This is a genomic window from Citrobacter sp. RHBSTW-01044 (genome assembly GCF_013781945.1).
In the GTDB taxonomy this organism is placed as follows: Bacteria; Pseudomonadota; Gammaproteobacteria; order Enterobacterales; family Enterobacteriaceae; genus Citrobacter; species Citrobacter braakii.
On the sequence record NZ_CP056180.1, the window covers coordinates 1,665,329 to 1,682,758 of the forward strand.

13 protein-coding genes are annotated in these 17,430 nt (G+C 51.9%); 4 read left to right on the plus strand and 9 right to left on the minus strand.

Annotation, left to right across the window (positions count from 1 at the left end; genetic code table 11):
- Position 1 precedes the first annotated feature (1 nt).
- From HV352_RS08035 to HV352_RS08070, 8 genes are all read right to left on the minus strand, one after another.
- The gene (locus tag HV352_RS08035) at positions 2–1,027 is read right to left on the minus strand and encodes an ABC transporter permease (protein ID WP_016153752.1); all 1,026 of its coding nucleotides are present in this window, start codon (positions 1,025–1,027) and stop codon (positions 2–4) included.
- Complete coding sequence (locus tag HV352_RS08040; protein WP_016153751.1) at positions 1,027–2,121, minus strand: microcin C ABC transporter permease YejB; 1,095 nt, start codon at positions 2,119–2,121, stop codon at positions 1,027–1,029. The genes HV352_RS08035 and HV352_RS08040 overlap by 1 nt, the downstream gene beginning before the upstream one ends.
- Complete coding sequence (locus tag HV352_RS08045; protein ID WP_181635324.1) at positions 2,122–3,936, minus strand: extracellular solute-binding protein; 1,815 nt, start codon at positions 3,934–3,936, stop codon at positions 2,122–2,124.
- A gap of 99 nt (positions 3,937–4,035) precedes the next feature.
- Positions 4,036–5,595, minus strand: a complete 1,560-nt coding sequence (locus tag HV352_RS08050) for a cyclic di-GMP phosphodiesterase (protein ID WP_181635325.1) — start codon at positions 5,593–5,595, stop codon at positions 4,036–4,038.
- Between the two features lie 172 nt (positions 5,596–5,767).
- Positions 5,768–6,337 carry a bifunctional murein DD-endopeptidase/murein LD-carboxypeptidase gene (gene mepS / locus HV352_RS08055; RefSeq protein ID WP_003027474.1) on the minus strand — a complete coding sequence of 190 codons (570 nt, stop codon included), beginning with the start codon at positions 6,335–6,337 and terminating at the stop codon, positions 5,768–5,770.
- 413 nt (positions 6,338–6,750) lie between these two features.
- Positions 6,751–7,464 carry a phosphatase PAP2 family protein gene (locus HV352_RS08060; RefSeq protein ID WP_019077242.1) on the minus strand — a complete coding sequence of 238 codons (714 nt, stop codon included), beginning with the start codon at positions 7,462–7,464 and terminating at the stop codon, positions 6,751–6,753.
- A 35-nt stretch (positions 7,465–7,499) separates the two neighbouring features.
- Positions 7,500–8,486, minus strand: coding sequence for a GTP-binding protein (locus HV352_RS08065; RefSeq protein WP_181635326.1), 987 nt, complete (start codon positions 8,484–8,486; stop codon positions 7,500–7,502).
- A gap of 119 nt (positions 8,487–8,605) precedes the next feature.
- Entirely contained in the window at positions 8,606–10,072 is a 1,467-nt protein-coding gene (locus HV352_RS08070) for a fructuronate reductase (RefSeq protein ID WP_181635327.1), read from the minus strand.
- 202 nt (positions 10,073–10,274) lie between these two features.
- On the opposite strand from HV352_RS08070, the gene uxuA reads away from it, so the two are divergent.
- Positions 10,275–11,465, plus strand: a complete 1,191-nt coding sequence (uxuA, locus tag HV352_RS08075) for a mannonate dehydratase (protein ID WP_181635328.1) — start codon at positions 10,275–10,277, stop codon at positions 11,463–11,465.
- Between the two features lie 45 nt (positions 11,466–11,510).
- On the opposite strand, the gene HV352_RS08080 is transcribed toward uxuA, so the two are convergent.
- Positions 11,511–12,983, minus strand: a complete 1,473-nt coding sequence (locus tag HV352_RS08080; protein ID WP_016156993.1) for a PLP-dependent aminotransferase family protein — start codon at positions 12,981–12,983, stop codon at positions 11,511–11,513.
- A gap of 165 nt (positions 12,984–13,148) precedes the next feature.
- On the opposite strand from HV352_RS08080, the gene torC reads away from it, so the two are divergent.
- Genes torC through torD form a run of 3 tightly spaced genes read left to right on the plus strand, consistent with a single transcriptional unit; the run spans position 13,149 to position 17,412 of the window.
- A complete protein-coding gene (gene torC / locus HV352_RS08085) occupies positions 13,149–14,288 on the plus strand; it encodes a pentaheme c-type cytochrome TorC (RefSeq protein ID WP_181635329.1) in 1,140 nt (379 codons plus the stop codon).
- Between the two features lie 3 nt (positions 14,289–14,291).
- Positions 14,292–16,790, plus strand: a complete 2,499-nt coding sequence (torA, locus tag HV352_RS08090; RefSeq protein WP_104651228.1) for a trimethylamine-N-oxide reductase TorA — start codon at positions 14,292–14,294, stop codon at positions 16,788–16,790.
- Positions 16,780–17,412, plus strand: a complete 633-nt coding sequence (gene torD, locus HV352_RS08095; protein WP_016156990.1) for a molecular chaperone TorD — start codon at positions 16,780–16,782, stop codon at positions 17,410–17,412. Before torA ends, torD begins: the two co-directional genes overlap by 11 nt.
- The last annotated feature ends 18 nt before the right edge of the window (positions 17,413–17,430 follow it).

The following is a 17,430-nucleotide window of genomic DNA, read 5'->3' on the forward strand; positions in this document are numbered from 1 at the left end:
CTTAAATCGCCTTGTTGGGATCGAACGCGTCGCGTACCGCTTCACCAATAAATATCAGTAGCGATAATAGCAGGGCAACGGAGATGAACGCGGTGATACCAAGCCACGGTGCCTGCAGGTTGTTTTTACCCTGTAACAGGAGTTCTCCCAGCGATGGCGAGCCAAGCGGTAAGCCGAAGCCAAGAAAATCCAGCGAGGTCAGAGTGGTGATCGAGGCGCATAATATAAACGGTAAAAAGGTCAGGGCAGCGACCATCGCATTGGGCAGCATATGGCGCAGAATAATACTGCGATCGCTCACGCCAAGCGCCTGAGCGGCACGAATGTAATCAAAGTTTCGGGTACGTAAAAATTCCGCGCGTACCACGCCAACCAGGCTCATCCAGCCAAACAGCACGGTAATGCCCAGTAGCCACCAGAAGTTTGGCTGGACCACGCTCGACAGCAGTATGATCAAAAACAGCGTTGGCATACCTGACCAAACCTCAATGAATCGTTGCCCCCACAGATCCACCTTGCCGCCATAATAGCCCTGGATTGCGCCAGCCATGATCCCCATCACGCTGGAGCACAGGGTTAGCATTAATCCGAACAGGACAGAAATACGAGTGCCGTAGAGGATCCGTGCCAGCACATCACCACCGTTGGCGTCCGTTCCCAGCCAGTTTTGTGCAGAAGGCGGGGAAGGGAAGGGCTTATCAGTGGCAAAGTTAATGCTGGTGGCTCCAAAGCGTATCGGCGCCCACAGGATCCAGCCCCGGTTTTCCAGGCGCTGCTGTAACCACGGATCCTGATAATCAGCCTGGGTCGCCAATGGTCCGCCGAAGTCGCTTTCACTGTAGTTTTTGAACAGGGGGAAATACCAGCTACTGTCGTAGCGCACCAGTAGCGGCTTATCATTGGCAATCAGTTCTGAACACAGGCTAAGGCCGAAGAGCAGTAGAAAAATCCACAGCGACCAATAGCCGCGACGGTTATGGCGAAAACGCGCCCAGCGGGCCTGATTGACGGGGCTTAATCGCGACATTAGCGTCCCTCAAAATCAATACGGGGATCGACCAGCGTATAGCTGATGTCGCTGAGGATATTCAGCAGCAGACCGATCAGGGTGAAGATATAGAGCGTGCCAAACATTACCGGGTAGTCACGTGATACGGTGGATTCATAACCCAGTAGTCCCAGACCGTTAAGCGAAAACATCACTTCAATCAGCAGCGAACCGGTAAAAAACATGCTGATAAACGTTGCCGGGAAGCCAGCGATTACCAGCAACATGGCATTGCGAAACACATGTTTCCACAGAATGTTTTTCTCGCTGACCCCTTTGGCGCGCGCGGTGACGACATACTGTTTGCGTACCTCATCCAGAAATGAGTTTTTGGTCAGCATGGTTAGCGCGGCAAAACCCCCAACCACCGTCGCCAGCACTGGCAGGGTAATATGCCAAAGGTAGTCGGTCACTTTCTGATACCAGGGCAGGGAATCAAAATTGGCGGAAACCAGTCCGCGAAGCGGGAACAGGTCGTAATAGCTGCCCCCGGCAAAAAAGACGATCAGTAAAATCGCAAACAAAAAGGCCGGTATGGCATAGCCAATAATAATGAATGCGCTGCTCCAGACATCAAATCGGCTGCCGTTGTGAACGGCTTTGCGGATCCCAAGCGGTATCGACACCAGATAGATAATGAGCGTACTCCATAGCCCCAGCGTGACGGAAACAGGCAGGCTGTCTTTGATAAGCGTCAGCACTGAGGCGCTACGAAACAGGCTGTCGCCGAAATCGAAACGAATATAGTCCCAGAGCATTTTAAAATAACGCTCATGAATGGGCTTATCGAACCCGTAACGGCGAGTGATTTCGGCGATCACTTCCGGGTCAAGACCACGGCCACCTCGGTAATTACTGTCGCTGATATTGCCTACGCCGGTTTGCGCGTGGCTGGCGCGAATGCCTTCACTACCCGCGCCGGGTAATGCCCCGCTTTGTCCGAACTCAATAGCGGCGACGGCCTGCTCAACCGGACCACCGGGGGCAATCTGCACGATAAAAAAGTTGATGGTGATGATGGCCCAAAGCGTTGGGATCACCAGTAGCAGACGTCGAATCAGATAAGCGCCCATTTAGTCTCCCTGCCGTCTGGCTGCTGGCAGTTTCGCCGCTTTGTTAAAGTCGTACCACCAGTTGTCGAGACCAATGGTATAAATGGGGCGAATAGCTGGATGCGAAAACTTATCCCACCAGGCGATGCGATCCTCTGCCATAAACCACATCGGCAACATGTAGTAGTTCCAGGTTAATACCCTGTCCAGTGCCCGACCGAGTGGGACTAGTTTGGCTTTATCACCTTGCGCCGCGATGATTTGGTTGATCAGTTTATCAATCACCGGGCTTTGCACGCCCGGGGCGTTATAGCTGGAGTCAATATATTCAGAGGCCCAGAGAATTTGCAGGTCCGAACTTGGCCACGGCATTGCGCGATACAATCTCGGCATCATGTCATAGTCACGACTGCGCAGCCGGTTTGTGATTTGTGAGTTATCAACCTGGCGGATGTTCATTGTAATGCCTAAGCGCTGCAGGTTGTGCTGGAACGGCAGAACCCACTGGCTGTTACTGCCCGCCGGGAGCAACAGTTCAAAGCTCAGGGGTTTACCGTTGGCGCTGTTTACGCGCTGTTGTCCCTTAAGTACCCATCCGGCCTGCTCCAGTAAGGCATCGGCTTTCAACAGGTTGTCACGATCGTAGCCATCGCCTTTTGATTTCGGCGGCTGATAAATTTGGCTGAAGACCTCAGGAGGGAGATCTTTTTTCAAGGGCGCAAGTATTACCAGTTCATCCGCATCGGGGTAATTTTTAGCGGCATACTCGGTATTCTGAAAATAGCTGTTGGTCCGGCTCCAGGCGTTATAGAACAGAGCTTTATTCATCCATTCAAAATCAAATGCCAGGGTGATGGCTTCTCGCACCCGTCGGTCGCTGAACACCGGGCGCTGAATATTAAACGCCAGCCAACGCGTATCCTGGGCGGATTCGTTTTTTTGCTCATCTTTGATGATGTAATGATTCGAGAAATTTTTACCGGTATAACGTGTCGCCCAGTTTTTGGCATCGTTTTCAAGACGCAGGTCAAACGCTCCAGCCTTAAACGCTTCAAAGGCGACGTTGTCATCCAGATAGTAGTCGTAGCGGATGGTATCAAAGTTCCAGCGGCCACGGTTGACGGGCAGATTAGCGGCCCAATAATCGTTGACGCGCGAATAGACAATGTACTGACCCATCTTCCATTTCGTGATGCGATAAGGACCGCTGGCGAGCGGAGGCGATGATAAGGGATCGCTGAGCTTATGATCTTTCCAGTACTTCTCTGGCATCACGGGTAATGAAAACAGGCTGAGCATGTCCTCTTTACCCGGTTTGGCTAATTCAATACGTACGGTTAATGGCGCGATCGCTTTTACCGTTGTTCCCTTGTAGACCAGGCGAAATTGCGGCACGCCTTCAGTCATAAATTTGTGGAAGGTGAATGCGACATCGCTGGCGGTAATGGGGGAGCCATCGTGAAAACGCGCTCGCGGATTGATGGCGATTTCTACCCAGGAATAGTCATCAGCATAGCGTGCGCTGTCGGCGATGAGCGGATAATAGCTGCCAGGTTCATCGTCAGAGGTAGTAAACAGCGTATCGTAAAGCGTTTCGGTACGTGCTCCGGGATTACCGCGCATCGCATAGCGGTTGAAGTTATCGAACGTGCCGATGGCGGAGAGGGTGATTTGCCCGCCTTTGGGGGCCGCAGGGTTGACGTAATCAAAGTGATTAAAGTTAAACGCGTACTTCGGTTCGCCCAGTACGGCAAAAGCATAGCTTTCTTTGATGGACTGCGACTCGGCGCTAAACCCGATGAGGGCGATAAACAGCAGCAATACGCGAGGGATCATTAAATGCGATTTCCTTTTCCTGCCACAACCCGACGGGCATCATGCCTGAAAGATAAGGGATGTGGCGGCGAGTGAGAGTATATGATTCGCATACTGCGATCACCACGTCGGCTTATTGGGCTGCGCCATCCAACGCACGAAATCAGCAAGTTTTAATGGTCGGCTAATCCAGTATCCCTGGAAAAAATGCACCCCACGATCGCGCAGCCAACGGGCTTGCTCAGGCGTTTCAACCCCTTCAGCCACCGTCAGCATATTAAGACGCTTAGAGAGTGTCAACACGGCGTCCAGAACCGGAGAGGTCAGGGTCTCTGTTCCAATGGCGTTAATAAACCCGCGATCGATTTTCAGGTAGTCAACGGTAAAGCGTTCCAGATAAATCAGCGCGCTATGACCGGTGCCAAAATCATCAATGGCAATTTCAAAACCTGCGGAATGAAGCCATTCAAAAAGCTTTGTGGCTTCGTGTTGATTAAGCATATCCCGTTCGGTGATCTCCAGCACCATCTGGAAATGGTTTGCGGGAAGCGAGGCCTGCAGGTGATGAATGTCGTCTTTAAACGTCTCGCCGTGCAGATGCGTTGGCGCGATATTGATCCCCAATTTAGCACCTGCGGGTAACACTTTTTGCAGCATCGGTGCGTCCTGGGCTATCAACTTAAAGAGATGCTGGGTCAGCGGGACAATCATTTTCTGGGATTCGGCGTAGTGAATAAAAGCATCCGGTGGGATCTCACCCGTTGTCGGATGATTCCAGCGTAATAACACCTCTACACCTTTCACCTTCAGTGTCTGCACCTCTACCACGGGCTGGTACACCACATAAAACTGGTTATGTTTGATAGCGTTGAGGATATCTTTGCCAGGACGTAAACGGATGGTGTAGATGTAGTACCAGAGAAGAAGCGCGGCAATAATCCCCGCCATGCATCCCAACATAATCGAATACCAGATGTCGGTATAGGTCCACTCATCGGCATATAAACGAATCTGTAGGGGAATACCTTCCACGGTCGCCTGCCGCCAGTGAGAGTGGGGCAGAGCGGAGGCATCAATAATCCGTGATGAAAATGTTGAAATCGCGTTATCACCGACGACTATGGCAATGCCATTAAAATCATCCTGTCGGGCGGTATAAAGCAGGTAAGGGGCCAGATTAATATTCAGTGAGGTAAACACGCCGCTATCAGTGAACGATGGGTTCCGGTGCCAAATCATTATCGCCGGCTTGTTCGGCATCATGGGCGTACCGGGGAGTAATTCCACATCAATATTTCTGCTGATATCAAGGCTTGGGACCAGATCTAAAATCGGGGTGAACATTGCGCCCGTTGCGGAGGAGCAGAAAGCAATGCCGTTTTTGACCAGTAAAAATGCGCGAACGTTGAGGCTAAAGGCCGCGCTGGAGGTCAGTTGAGCAGCGACTTGTTGGCAACTGTTGGCGACCAGTGGCTGAAGGTCATCTGTGGTGGATTTGAGATCGGCGAAGTAGCTGCTGACATAATTCTGGATATCGGAAAGGAGCGTGTCGTACTTAATGTCCCGTTTATGCCAGGTCACGAAAAATTGCAGGGTACTCACCAGGAGCGCGACGATAAGCCCCGTTAACATACAGGAAAGCAGGATTTTCTGATTGGATGAAGAGGAGCGTTTAAACATAGTTCCTTATGTTTACCTGAGTTAACCGCTTATTCTGTATGAATATAACCTGAAATGACTCACCTTGTGAGATTTTTCTTAGTTACAAGACAAAGCAAAAAAAAAGCACCGCCGAAGCAGTGCTTTTCAAAATGTCTCATCAGGATAGCCAAGGGATAGCTGCCAAACGAAATTAACTGCGGCTCAGGACCCGGCGAGCTTCGTTGTAACGTTTTTTCCAGTAAGGTTCGTTCATGCTGGAAATGATAACGCCGCTGCTGGTCGAGGCGTGTACAAACTGGTTGTTGCCGATATAAATACCGACGTGACGGCCAGTGGAGCCAGCACGGAACAGAACCAGATCGCCTGTGCGCAGGTTAGTGCGCGAAACGGATTTACCCGTTTCCTGTTGTTCGTAGGTTGAGCGAGGAAGCTCTAAACCAAATTGCTCGCGGAACGTACGTTGTACGAAGCTTGAACAATCAATGCCTTTTTTGGTGCTGCCGCCAAGGCGGTAACGCACGCCTTTCCAGTCAGCATACTGGTCCATAATACGTGATTTAACATCGATATTACGGACCATATTTTCAAATTCATCCTGAGAGGCTTGCAGTGAAGAGTTATCTCCATTGCCCACAGCATGCGTCTCAGAATGCATATTCCTGGCGGTGTTCGTTGTGCTACATGCAGAAAGCAGAACCGCAACTGCTATCGCGGGTATGCCCCGCAAGATATATCTCAAAATCGGTTGAGATTTGACCATTTTGTTTGTTTTCCCTTGAAGTCCTTAACGATAAATATCGTTATAAAAAATGCCAAACGTGACGAGACTAATTACCATCGCACGATGAGACAATTCTTTAAGGTCAAATCTGTGGCAGAACGCACAAATTTATTCCTGAAGAGAATAATTATCCCGCGAGGCAAAACGAGTTCGAGATTACCCGATCGGTCCGGTCATTGCGAGTGAATTTACGTGATTTCTTATAAGAAAAATTGATACAGAAAGTGAATAACCGGCATTGCCTAAATTAAGAACAATCGGGATAAAAAAGACGCAACCCAATCATTTTAAAGATGAATAAGATGACGGGAGAATGACAGCCAGAATGATGAAATATTGACAAGCATCATCAGGGAATCAGAGTTTTCCCTGATGATGTTAATTACTGTGCGTTATTTGTTTAAAAAATGTTTGTTTTTACCGGGCAGATAATTCGCAAACAGAGTGACTAATCGGTCGCTTAACGGTGTCATTAGCCACCAGGGCAGACCAATCAAGACGACAGTCATCGAACCGATCACGATATCGGTGAGCCAGTGAGCGCCAATCATTATGCGTGGAAAGGCAAAAACCACAGCGATAATAAGGCCGATTATTCCGGCGACTTTTCCGAAATAACGTAGCATAAATGCGGAAAAAATAAGCAGCATCATACCGTGATCGCCGGGGAAACTGTCTCTGGACGCATCTTTAGTCGGAATATGCAGCAGTTCGCTGACGCGATAAATATTATCCAGCATCAGAGTAGGGCTGGCGCGTTTAACGGGAATAAGCGCCTGGCCTAACTGATTTAATACCACTGCGGTGAGCAGCATAACCAGGCCAATAGCGACAATGCGTCGGCGACCTTCCGACGTCTCTTTCAGCCAAAAATGCAGCATCAAGGCGCCCATTGCCAGCAATGAGCAACCATCAAATGCCCGGTTATTGGTAATAGCAACAATCCACAAGAACTGCGGGCTTTCCACCAGTTTCTGGTTAAAGAAGCGGAAAACGCCCGTATCCAATGAAGACCAGATCCCATGCCCGGCAGGAAGATACCAGGACAGAAACAGCGCCAGCCCCGCAATATTGAGTAGGAGAATAAGAGGGTATCGAGTTTTCATCATCGTTTACCATTGCTATAAAAACGAAGGCAACCTTACGCGTTAGCGTCTAAACGAAGTCTCAACAATGCACTCTGTAGCGTATTCCAGTCGGTCTCAGTATCGGCGATGAGTTCAATACGGCTATCCGGTGGCGCGACGTTTTGCGTCTCAATATGCCAGTCCTCTCCCTGGCGGTTAATGCGCACCAGCCCTTCCTTTATACGCATGACACCTTTCACGCGCCCCACGGGGGCAAGACGGGACCATTCCAGCAGACCGATGGTATCGAACACCGTATCGGCGTCAAAAATCCAACCGCAGGCCTGATGGCCCTGGCCGCTGTTCAGGCTGCGCCGCCAGCGCTGCTGTGACGGCAGACTCAATGCCGCCAGTCCCTTTTTGTCTGCATGGCTATGGGCGTGCTCTGCGCTTGCAGGAAGCTCTGCCAGGTTTAGTCGGGGTAAATCCAGTAACTGCCCGTCAATTTGCCCATGGTCGGCATGAACCAACTGGCGATTGGCGCCGTAGTGTTGCCACCAGGTTTGCAAGGCGTTTTCGCTTTCCGCTGTGGCGCGGTCGGCTTTATTGGCAACAATGATATCTGCGGCGGCCAGCTGATCGCGGAAATTGTCATTGGCGACGCTTTTTTCATCCAGTAACAGCCGGGGATCAAGAATACAGAGGGTCGCGCGCAGATCGATCCACGGTTCGTAAACCGGTGCGGTGAGTAAATCCAGAATTTGTTTAGGGTGTCCGAGGCCAGTAGGTTCAATCAGCAATCGATCGGGTTTTCCCTGACGCAGCAGCGTATTGAGGCCAACCTGCATCGGTAGACCGTTAACGCAGCACATACAGCCGCCGGGGATCTCTTTTAGCAATGCGCCGCTGTCGGCTAACAGGGCGCCATCAATACCTACTTCACCAAACTCATTGACCAGCACGGCCCACTTCTCTGCGGGATCCTTGTTCGCCAATAGATGAAGAATAGAGGTGGTTTTGCCACTGCCGAGAAAACCAGTGATGAGATTGGTTTTAGTCACAATTACTCCAGAATCATAAATTACCGTAATGGCATTTAACAATCCTGGCGAAAAATGGGGAAAAAGAGAAGGGGTGAGGGGACGAAGACGTGCTTCGTCCGGTTTAATGGCAGAAATCGTTAATTTTTTAACGTTTCAATGACAGCCTGATGCGCACCGTATTGGGCAATACGTTGCCAGGCCTGTTGAATGGCCGCGACAAACTGCGGATTCTGTACGAGATCGGCGGAGAAAATCTCATGCAGCGAAAGCAGGGCGCTGACGCGTTCTGATTCAGTGCTCTGTGCCACCAGAGCGGCAATTTTCTCACTGAGCGGGTCACGAATATCAATCGTAGCGCCTGAATCATCCACACCGCTCACGTAGCGCATCCAGCCTGCGATGCCGAGCGCCAACAGCGGCCACTCGCTTTGACGTGCTAAATGCACGCGGATCCCTTCCAGCATTCGCTGGGGTAATTTCTGGCTACCATCCATCGCGATTTGCCAGGTTTTGTGTTTCAGCGCCGGGTTGGCAAAGCGGTCCAGCAGGCTTAAGGCATACTGGTTTAAATCAACATCGGTAATTTGCAGCGTGGGGGCCTGTTCGGTGAGCATCAGCCGGTAAGCGGCTTCACGAAATGCGCTATCCTGCATACAGTCGCTGATGTGCTGGAATCCGGCCAGATAGCCGAGATATGCGAGAAACGAATGGCTGCCGTTCAGCATCCGCAGTTTCATTTGTTCCCACGGCAAGACGTTTTCAACCATCTGGACACCCGCGGTTTCCCATTGCGGACGACCACAGACAAAGTTGTCTTCAATCACCCACTGAATAAACGGCTCGCAGCTGATTGCGCAAGGATCGGCAACGCCAAGCTCGTGGGCGATTTCAGCCAGCGACTCTTCGGTGGCGGCGGGAACAATCCGATCCACCATCGTACCCGGGAAACTGACTTGTTCCTGGATCCAGTGCGCCAGCTCAGGAGAGCGTTTTTCCGCCATCCCCAGTACGGCATTTTTTACCACATGACCATTGTCCGGGATGTTATCGCAGGAGAGGACGGTAAACGGTTGCAGTCCACGTTCACGTCGGCGGTGCAGCGCTTCAACGATAATACCGGGGGCGGAGTGCGGTTCAGCCGGTGTCTGCAGATCGTGAATAATACGCGCATTAGAGAGATCTAACGAACCCGTTGCCGGATCGATGCAGTAGCCTTTTTCCGTGATGGTTAACGAGACAATCGCGACCTGAGGCTCGCAGAATTTTTCAATAATGGCCGCCAGCGAATCCAGCGTGGCGTTCAGGCATTCGTTAACGGCACCGATAACAATAGGCTGGTTGCCGTTAGCCCCTTTTTCTAACACGGTAAATAAATGATCTTGTTCGCGAAGCTGACGCATCAGCCGATCGCCACTGAACAGGCTGATCTCGCAAATTCCCCAGTCTCCGCCCTGCGCATTCAGCACCCTGTCGGTTAATAACGCCTGATGGGCGCGATGAAAAGCACCGAAACCAAAATGTACAATCCGCGTTTTTAATTGTTGGCGGTCGTACCGCGGCATCATGACATTTTCCGCCAGTGGCGCTGAGGCAATAGTTTTCATTAAATACACCTGATTAACCATTAATTAACAATGGCAGTATAAAGTTATATGACAGCAAATTGAATTGGTGTGCCTTATTTATCCGGGGAATGTGAGCTGGATCAATCAATGATAGGCCATCTGTTGAACATCTTCGGGATGGCTGTATGGTAGTCGTCATTCGGGTAGTTTAATTTGGTATAACAACTTGTGGGGTGAAACAATGGAACAAACCTGGCGTTGGTACGGGCCTAACGATCCGGTATCGCTTGATGATGTGCATCAGGCTGGCGCAACGGGTGTTGTGACCGCCTTGCACCACATTCCCAACGGTGAAGTGTGGCCGGTAGAAGAGATTCAACAGCGTCAGGCTATTCTGGCTGAAAAAGGGCTGACCTGGTCGGTGGTGGAAAGTATTCCTGTCCACGAAGATATCAAAACGCGTTCAGGCCAGTACCAAACGTGGATTGCCAATTATCAGCAGAGTATCCGTAATCTGGCGACCTGCGGCATCGATACCGTGTGCTATAACTTCATGCCGATCCTCGACTGGACGCGTACCGATCTCGAATATCAGCTGCCGGACGGCTCCAAAGCGCTACGTTTTGACCAGATTGCTTTTGCGGCCTTCGAACTGCATATTCTTCAGCGCCCAGGCGCCGCAGCGGATTACACCGCAGAAGAACAACGCCAGGCGCTGAATTACTTCAATGCTATGAGCGATGCCGATATCGAAAAGCTGACCCGCAATATCATTGCCGGCCTGCCCGGTGCGGAAGAGGGCTATACGCTGGATCAGTTCCGTGCGCGTCTCGCTGAATATGACGGCATCAGCAAAGACGATCTGCGCGATAATATGGCGGTATTCCTGCGGGCGATTGTGCCTGTGGCGGAAGAAGTCGGCGTGCGTCTGGCTGTCCACCCTGACGATCCGCCGCGTCCGATCCTCGGCCTGCCGCGCATTGTTTCGACTATCGAAGATATGCAGTGGCTGAAAGAAACCGTCGACAGCATCAATAACGGTTTCACCATGTGCACCGGTTCCTACGGCGTGCGCGCCGATAACGATCTGGTGAAAATGATCGAAACCTTTGGCGATCGAATCCACTTCACGCATCTGCGCTCCACCTGCCGTGAAGATAACCCGAAAACCTTCCACGAAGGTGCGCACCTGCAAGGCGATGTGGATATGGTATCGGTGGTTGCTGCCATCCTGAGCGAAGAACAGCGCCGTAAAAAGGCGGGCGATTTGCGTCCTATCCCGATGCGTCCGGATCACGGACACCAGATGCTTGACGACCTGCACAAGAAAACCAACCCAGGCTACTCCGCGATTGGTCGCCTGAAAGGGCTGGCGGAAGTTCGCGGCGTTGAACTGGCGTTAAAACAAACGCAGTTCCGCGATCTGCTGTAAGGTTAACAACAGGGATTGTGCCGCAGGCGCGATCCCTGAAATTCATCAAGGCTGCGCTAGCGCCTGCTCCAGTACCGACAGCACCTTTTTGATCTGCTGTATCTGCAATCCGCCAAACCCGAAAAACATAACAGCATCGCTATTCTCCCTACGCCATGCGGCTCCTGAGCCATTTTCTATATCTGGCAGAGTGTCAAAGCGGATCCCTGCCAGCAGGCAGCGCTGTTGCAGCCTGGCTATCATATCTGGGTGCCTGTCAACGCGTAACGAGAGGTGCAGACCCGCCGTTGCGCCAGCGATTTTCCCTGACGGAAACAGAACAGAAAGGCCATCGCGTAATAGATTGAGGCGCGCCGCATAGTTGCAGGCCAGCTTGCTGATGTGCGAGTAAAACACCTGATTTTGCATTAATTCGGCTAAAAATTGCTGCAATAGCCACTGACTGCCGTTGTTGTTGAGCGCTTTCATATTCTTTACTGCCGGGAGCAGTTCATCAGGACAAATGAGATAGCCAAGACGCGTTCCCGGCCCCAGCGTTTTGGAAAATGTCCCCATGTAGATAACCCGGTTGTGATAATCCATAGCTTTCAGTGCAGGAAGGGGGTTCTCGCCATAGGTAAAAACAGCATCGTAGTCGTCTTCAAGGATATAAGCGCCGACGCGCTGCGCCCACGTCAATAATGACTGACGGCGCTCCAGCGAAAGGACGCTTCCCATTGGATACTGGTGAGCCGGAGTCACATAGCAAAGCTGGGTTTCATATTCAGGTAATTTATCTGTTTGCAGCCCGTGGTTATCTACAGCAATTGACGTAATGTCTGCACCGTAATAATTAAACAGATGCCATGCGCCAGAATAGCAAGGGGATTCGGCCACAACGTGGCACTTTTTTTGCTGACTGACGGCATGATGAACAATAAATATTTGACTGAGCAGCGACAATCCTTCCTGAATCCCATTGGTAATGATGATGTTCTCCGCCCGGGTATTAATGCCGCGAGATAAATTAAGGTACCTGGCTAGTTGCTCACGCAGTGAAAATAATCCATTTGATGAATGATATCGGGTAAACAATTGCTCTTTAAGTACGCTTGGCGCGTTATTCCATTTTCGCCAGCTTGCCCAGGGAAAAGCATTGGGATCGGGGACGCCCATCCGGCAGTAGCACTCCCGCCCAGGCTCTGCGTAAACATCGGTAGAGACCCCGGCCGCTTTTGGTGTTACTGGCGGAGAGCCCTGGGGTACGGACACATGCGCTGGAGTTACACGTACAGGCGTGGTGAATATCACCTCATAGCCAATGCCGTGTCGGCTCTTAATTAACCCAGCCGCCATCAGCTTATCATAGGCCATCACTACCGTTATTTTGGCAATGTTCAATGCCTGAGCCTGCTCGCGAATAGAGGGGAGTTTATCTCCACACAGCAAATCACCCCGCTGAATGGCCTGTAAATAAAATTGAAATATCTGCAACTGCAGCGGAGTCCGGCTTTCTCTATCGAGAGTCAGTTTGAGCATGATAAATTCCTTATTTATAGATGGTAATTATATTACGGACTTCTGCTCTTTACTATTTGACGAACCTCATAGAGTGGATGCTGTTCCTATAATCTGCCTTCGCTGTCTCTATTTTTGATTTTTTTTATCCCTTAGCGTGTCGCTATTAAAAAAATGGAGGCAAGCATGTCGTGGATAAGAAAAAACGCACTATGGTGCGCATTCGCCGGGGCGGTAGCAATGGCCCTGGCTATTTGGGGAACGTGGCAAGGCGTTCATTACACCAGTTCTACCGAGTTTTGTTTATCGTGTCACTCGATGCGCACATCTGGCGAGGAGTATAAAACCAGCATGCATTTTCGTAATGCTTCAGGTGTGCGTGCGGAGTGTAAGGATTGTCATATTCCGCCAGGCATCGTCCCAACGCTGGTTCGTAAAACGCAAGCCTTAAACGACCTCTACCACACCTTTATCTCTCCTTCGATCGATACCCCGGAAAAATTTGCCGCAAAGCGGGCGGAGTTGGCCCAGCGAGAATGGGCGCGCATGAGCGCGAATAATTCAGCGGCGTGTAAATCCTGCCATAGCTATGAGGCGATGGATCACGGTAAGCAATCGGCAAATGCAGCGGCGCAAATGACCGCGGCGGCGGCAAAAGACAGTAACTGTATCGATTGTCACAAAGGCATTGCCCATCACAAACCCGATATGAGCAGCGGTTTTCGCGATCGTTACAAGCAGATGCAGCGTCAGGGAGAGCAGTTACCCACGGCGACGACGCTGTATTCGTTAGGCGAAAAATCACTGACTGTGACAGCAGAGAGCCCGGCAGGTAAAGCCATGCTGTACCCGGCAACGCAAGTGCGTGTGCTGAAAAGAGAAGGAAAAAACGTTCAGATAGAGCTGACCGGCTGGCGGGAAAGCAAAGGACGTGGACGGGTGATTACCCAGTATATGGGTAAACGCGTTTTTGCTGCCGTATTAGATGCCTCGCTGATGAGCAATGTGAAGGTTGAGCAAACACAGGTTGATCCGGAGTCACATCAGGAGTGGCAGCAGGTCAGCGTGATGGCCTGGAGTTCGGCGGAGGGTTTTACCGACAATATTGACCCCCTCTGGCAATACGCCGATCAGATGTTGCAATCCACCTGTAGCGCTTGCCACAGCACGCCGCCGCCGACCCGTTATTCCGCGAATGGCTGGATCGCCGGACTGAAATCCATGTCCACCTACTACCGGCTTAATCCGGTGGAAGACCGTACGTTGTTGAAATATCTCCAGACTCACGCCAGCGATATACCTCAACCTAACAATTCAAAAGGATAATTTATGGATATTCATGATTTTAATCCGTCACGTCGACGGTTTTTAAGCGGAATGCTGGCAGTCGGTGCCGTCAGCGCTTTAGGGCCAAATCCACTGATCTCAAAGGTCTGGGCAGCGGGTGAAAACCCGGAGCAATGGATCCAGTCTGGCTCGCACTTTGGCGCTTTTGAAGCCAAAGTCGTGAACGGTGAATGGGTCGATACCCGCCCCTTCAAACATGACAAATACCCCTGCGATATGCTAAATGCGGTGCGTGAAGTGGTCTACAACCCATCGCGCGTGCGCTACCCGATGGTGCGGCTGGACTGGCTGCGCAAGCGTGAAAAGTCAGATCGCAACCAGCGCGGCGATAATCGCTTTGTCCGTGTGAGCTGGGATCAGGCGTTGGATCTGGTTTATGAAGAGCTGGAGCGGGTACAAAAGACCTACGGATCTTCTGGTGTCTTTACCGGGCTGGCGGACTGGCAAATTGTTGGCAAATTTCATAAGGCCGGCGGCGCGATGGATCGGGGACTCGGCTTGCACGGTAGCTATGTAACGACCGTCGGCGACTACTCGGCAGCCGCAGCGCAGGTGATTTTGCCGCATGTGATTGGTTCGCTGGAAGTTTATGAGCAGCAAACGTCACTCCCGATGGTTATCGAAAATACCCAAACCATCGTGCTGTGGGGCTGCGATCCTATCAAGAATCTGCAGATCGAGTTCCTGGTTCCCGATCACGATGCGTTTGGCTATTGGCAGCAGATTAAAGAAGCGGTTGCGCAGGGTAAGATGCGCGTTATCAGCGTTGATCCGGTGCGTAGCAAGTCGCAAAACTATCTTGGCTGTGAGCAGTTGGCGCTGCGACCGCAAACGGATGTCGCGTTATTGCTGGCGCTGGCGCATACCCTGTACGAAGAAAAACTGTATGACGTGGCGTTCATTAACGATTATACCGTGGGCTTTGAACAGTTCTTGCCGTATCTGCTTGGGGAAAGCGACAAGCAGCCGAAAAACGCCGAATGGGCGGCGGAAATCTGCGGTCTGACGGCGGAGCAGATCCGCGACTTCGCCCGCCTGCTGGTCAAAGGCCGGACACAGTTTATGGGCGGCTGGTGCGTGCAGCGTATGCACCATGGCGAGCAGTATCCGTGGATGCTGGTGGTGCTGGCCAGCATGGTTGGCCAAATTGGCTTGCCGGGCGGCGGAGTAGGGTTTGGCTGGCACTATAACGGCGGCGGGACGGTCACCTCTGCCGGTCCCGTCCTGTCCGGCCTCGGGAGCATCAACAATCCCCCGGCCGCGAAATACAAAGCGGATTTCCGCGGCGCTTCAGAGCATATTCCTACCTCGCGAATGATCGATTGTCTGCTGGCGCCAGGCAAAAAGATCGCTTTCAACGGTGAAACATTAACTTTCCCTGATATCAAAATGGCGATTTTCAGCGCCGCCAATCCGTTCCATGCGCAGCAGGATCGTAACCGCATGATCGAAGCGTGGAAGAAGCTGGAAACCGTGGTCGTTCTGGATCATCAGTGGACAGCATCCTGTCGTTTTGCCGATATCGTCCTGCCTGTGACCACGCGCTTTGAGCGTAATGACATTGAGCAGTTCGGTACACACTCGAATAAAGGGCTGATGGCGATACATCAGGTGGTTAAACCGCAGTTTGAAGCGCGACATGACTTTGATGTCTTTGCCGGTCTGTGCAAACGCTTTGGTCAGGAAGAGACATACCGCGAAAAGCGGGATGAAATGCAGTGGATAAAAGCCATTTATGATGAGGGCGCGAAAACGGGAGCGTCCCTTGGCGTGAGTATGCCGAACTTCGAGAGCTTCTGGCAGGGCGAAGGATACATTGAATATCCTGCCGGGAAGCCGTGGGTGCGTCACGGAGAATTTCGCGAACAGCCGGATATCAACCCGTTAGGAACACCCTCTGGTCTGATTGAAATTTACAGCAAAACCATCGCGGGCTTTGCCTACGATGACTGCCCGGGGCATCCGGTGTGGATGGAACCCTTTGAGCGTACCCATGGCAGCAAAACAGATAAATATCCGCTGCATCTGCAGTCCTGCCATCCGGATAAACGTCTGCACTCCCAGCTGTGCTCAAGCGAGGCGTTTCGTAACACCTATGCGGTGGCAGGAAGAGAGCCGCTGTACATGAGCGAGTCGGATGCCCGCGCACGTGGCCTGAAAGCCGGGGATATTGCGCGCGTGTTTAACGCCAGAGGCCAGGTGCTGGCCGGGGTGGTGATCAGCCCGGATTACGCGCCTGGCGTCGTCCGGATTCATGAAGGCGCGTGGTATTCGCCGCAGGAAGGCGGGAAAGCGGGCACACTATGCACTTATGGCGATCCGAATGTGCTGAGTGCGGATATCGGTACATCACAACTGGCGCAGGGGCCTTCGGCGCATACGGTGCTGGTCGAGGTGGAGCGGTACCAGGAGAATGCCCCGCAGGTCACAGGCTTCGGCGGGCCGGAGGTTGTGAAAGAGGAGGGGGCAAGTGCAGCATAATCATATTCATCGACAGCGGGCGGCGGTGTACCAGTGGTTTTCGCAACTGCTGTTCCGCGAGCTGGACGAGGAGCAACTCATCCGCCTGGAAAGTGGGGAAAGCCGAAAGTGGCTGGCGTCGTTGACGGCTATCCCTGGGTTATCCGTTGATGTCAAAAACCTGGAACGTAGTCTCGTTCGGGCGCTGCGCCGGGAAAGCCGACAGCTGGAGCTGGCGGCGGACTATGCCTCGTTGTTTTTGCTGGCACCTCCCGGCGGCGTTTCTCCCTATGCGGGGCATTATCCGCATACGACCGCGCCTGATGAACGCAAGGAAATGAATGTGCTGTTAGTCGAGTATGGGCTGACCCCGCAGGACAACGAGCCTGCCGACCATATTGCTGTACAGCTGGCACTGATGGCGAGAATGGTTACCAAAAAGGAGACGTTATCGGCGCAATATTACTTTTTGCATCATCACATTATGTGCTGGGCACCCCTGCTACGGGAAAGTTGTTTACACCGGGACGAAGAGGGGGTTTATCCTCAGGCGGTTAACGTCATAACGCATTTTATGCGTGAGGATGAGCTGTATCTGGAATCTCTGTTGGTGGATGATTTTTACCTCAGCAGCCAGGGCTGAAAAGAAACAAAGGGACAG

Bases quoted from the DNA above. Each gene is read 5' to 3' on its own strand.
- HV352_RS08035 (WP_016153752.1), bottom strand. From the start codon at position 1,027: ATGTCGCGATTAAGCCCCGTCAATCAGGCCCGCTGGGCGCGTTTTCGC.
- HV352_RS08040 (WP_016153751.1), bottom strand. From the start codon at position 2,121: ATGGGCGCTTATCTGATTCGACGTCTGCTACTGGTGATCCCAACGCTT.
- HV352_RS08045 (WP_181635324.1), bottom strand. From the start codon at position 3,936: ATGATCCCTCGCGTATTGCTGCTGTTTATCGCCCTCATCGGGTTTAGC.
- HV352_RS08050 (WP_181635325.1), bottom strand. From the start codon at position 5,595: ATGTTTAAACGCTCCTCTTCATCCAATCAGAAAATCCTGCTTTCCTGT.
- mepS (WP_003027474.1), bottom strand. From the start codon at position 6,337: ATGGTCAAATCTCAACCGATTTTGAGATATATCTTGCGGGGCATACCC.
- HV352_RS08060 (WP_019077242.1), bottom strand. From the start codon at position 7,464: ATGAAAACTCGATACCCTCTTATTCTCCTACTCAATATTGCGGGGCTG.
- HV352_RS08070 (WP_181635327.1), bottom strand. From the start codon at position 10,072: ATGAAAACTATTGCCTCAGCGCCACTGGCGGAAAATGTCATGATGCCG.
- uxuA (WP_181635328.1), top strand. From the start codon at position 10,275: ATGGAACAAACCTGGCGTTGGTACGGGCCTAACGATCCGGTATCGCTT.
- HV352_RS08080 (WP_016156993.1), bottom strand. From the start codon at position 12,983: ATGCTCAAACTGACTCTCGATAGAGAAAGCCGGACTCCGCTGCAGTTG.
- torC (WP_181635329.1), top strand. From the start codon at position 13,149: ATGTCGTGGATAAGAAAAAACGCACTATGGTGCGCATTCGCCGGGGCG.
- torA (WP_104651228.1), top strand. From the start codon at position 14,292: ATGGATATTCATGATTTTAATCCGTCACGTCGACGGTTTTTAAGCGGA.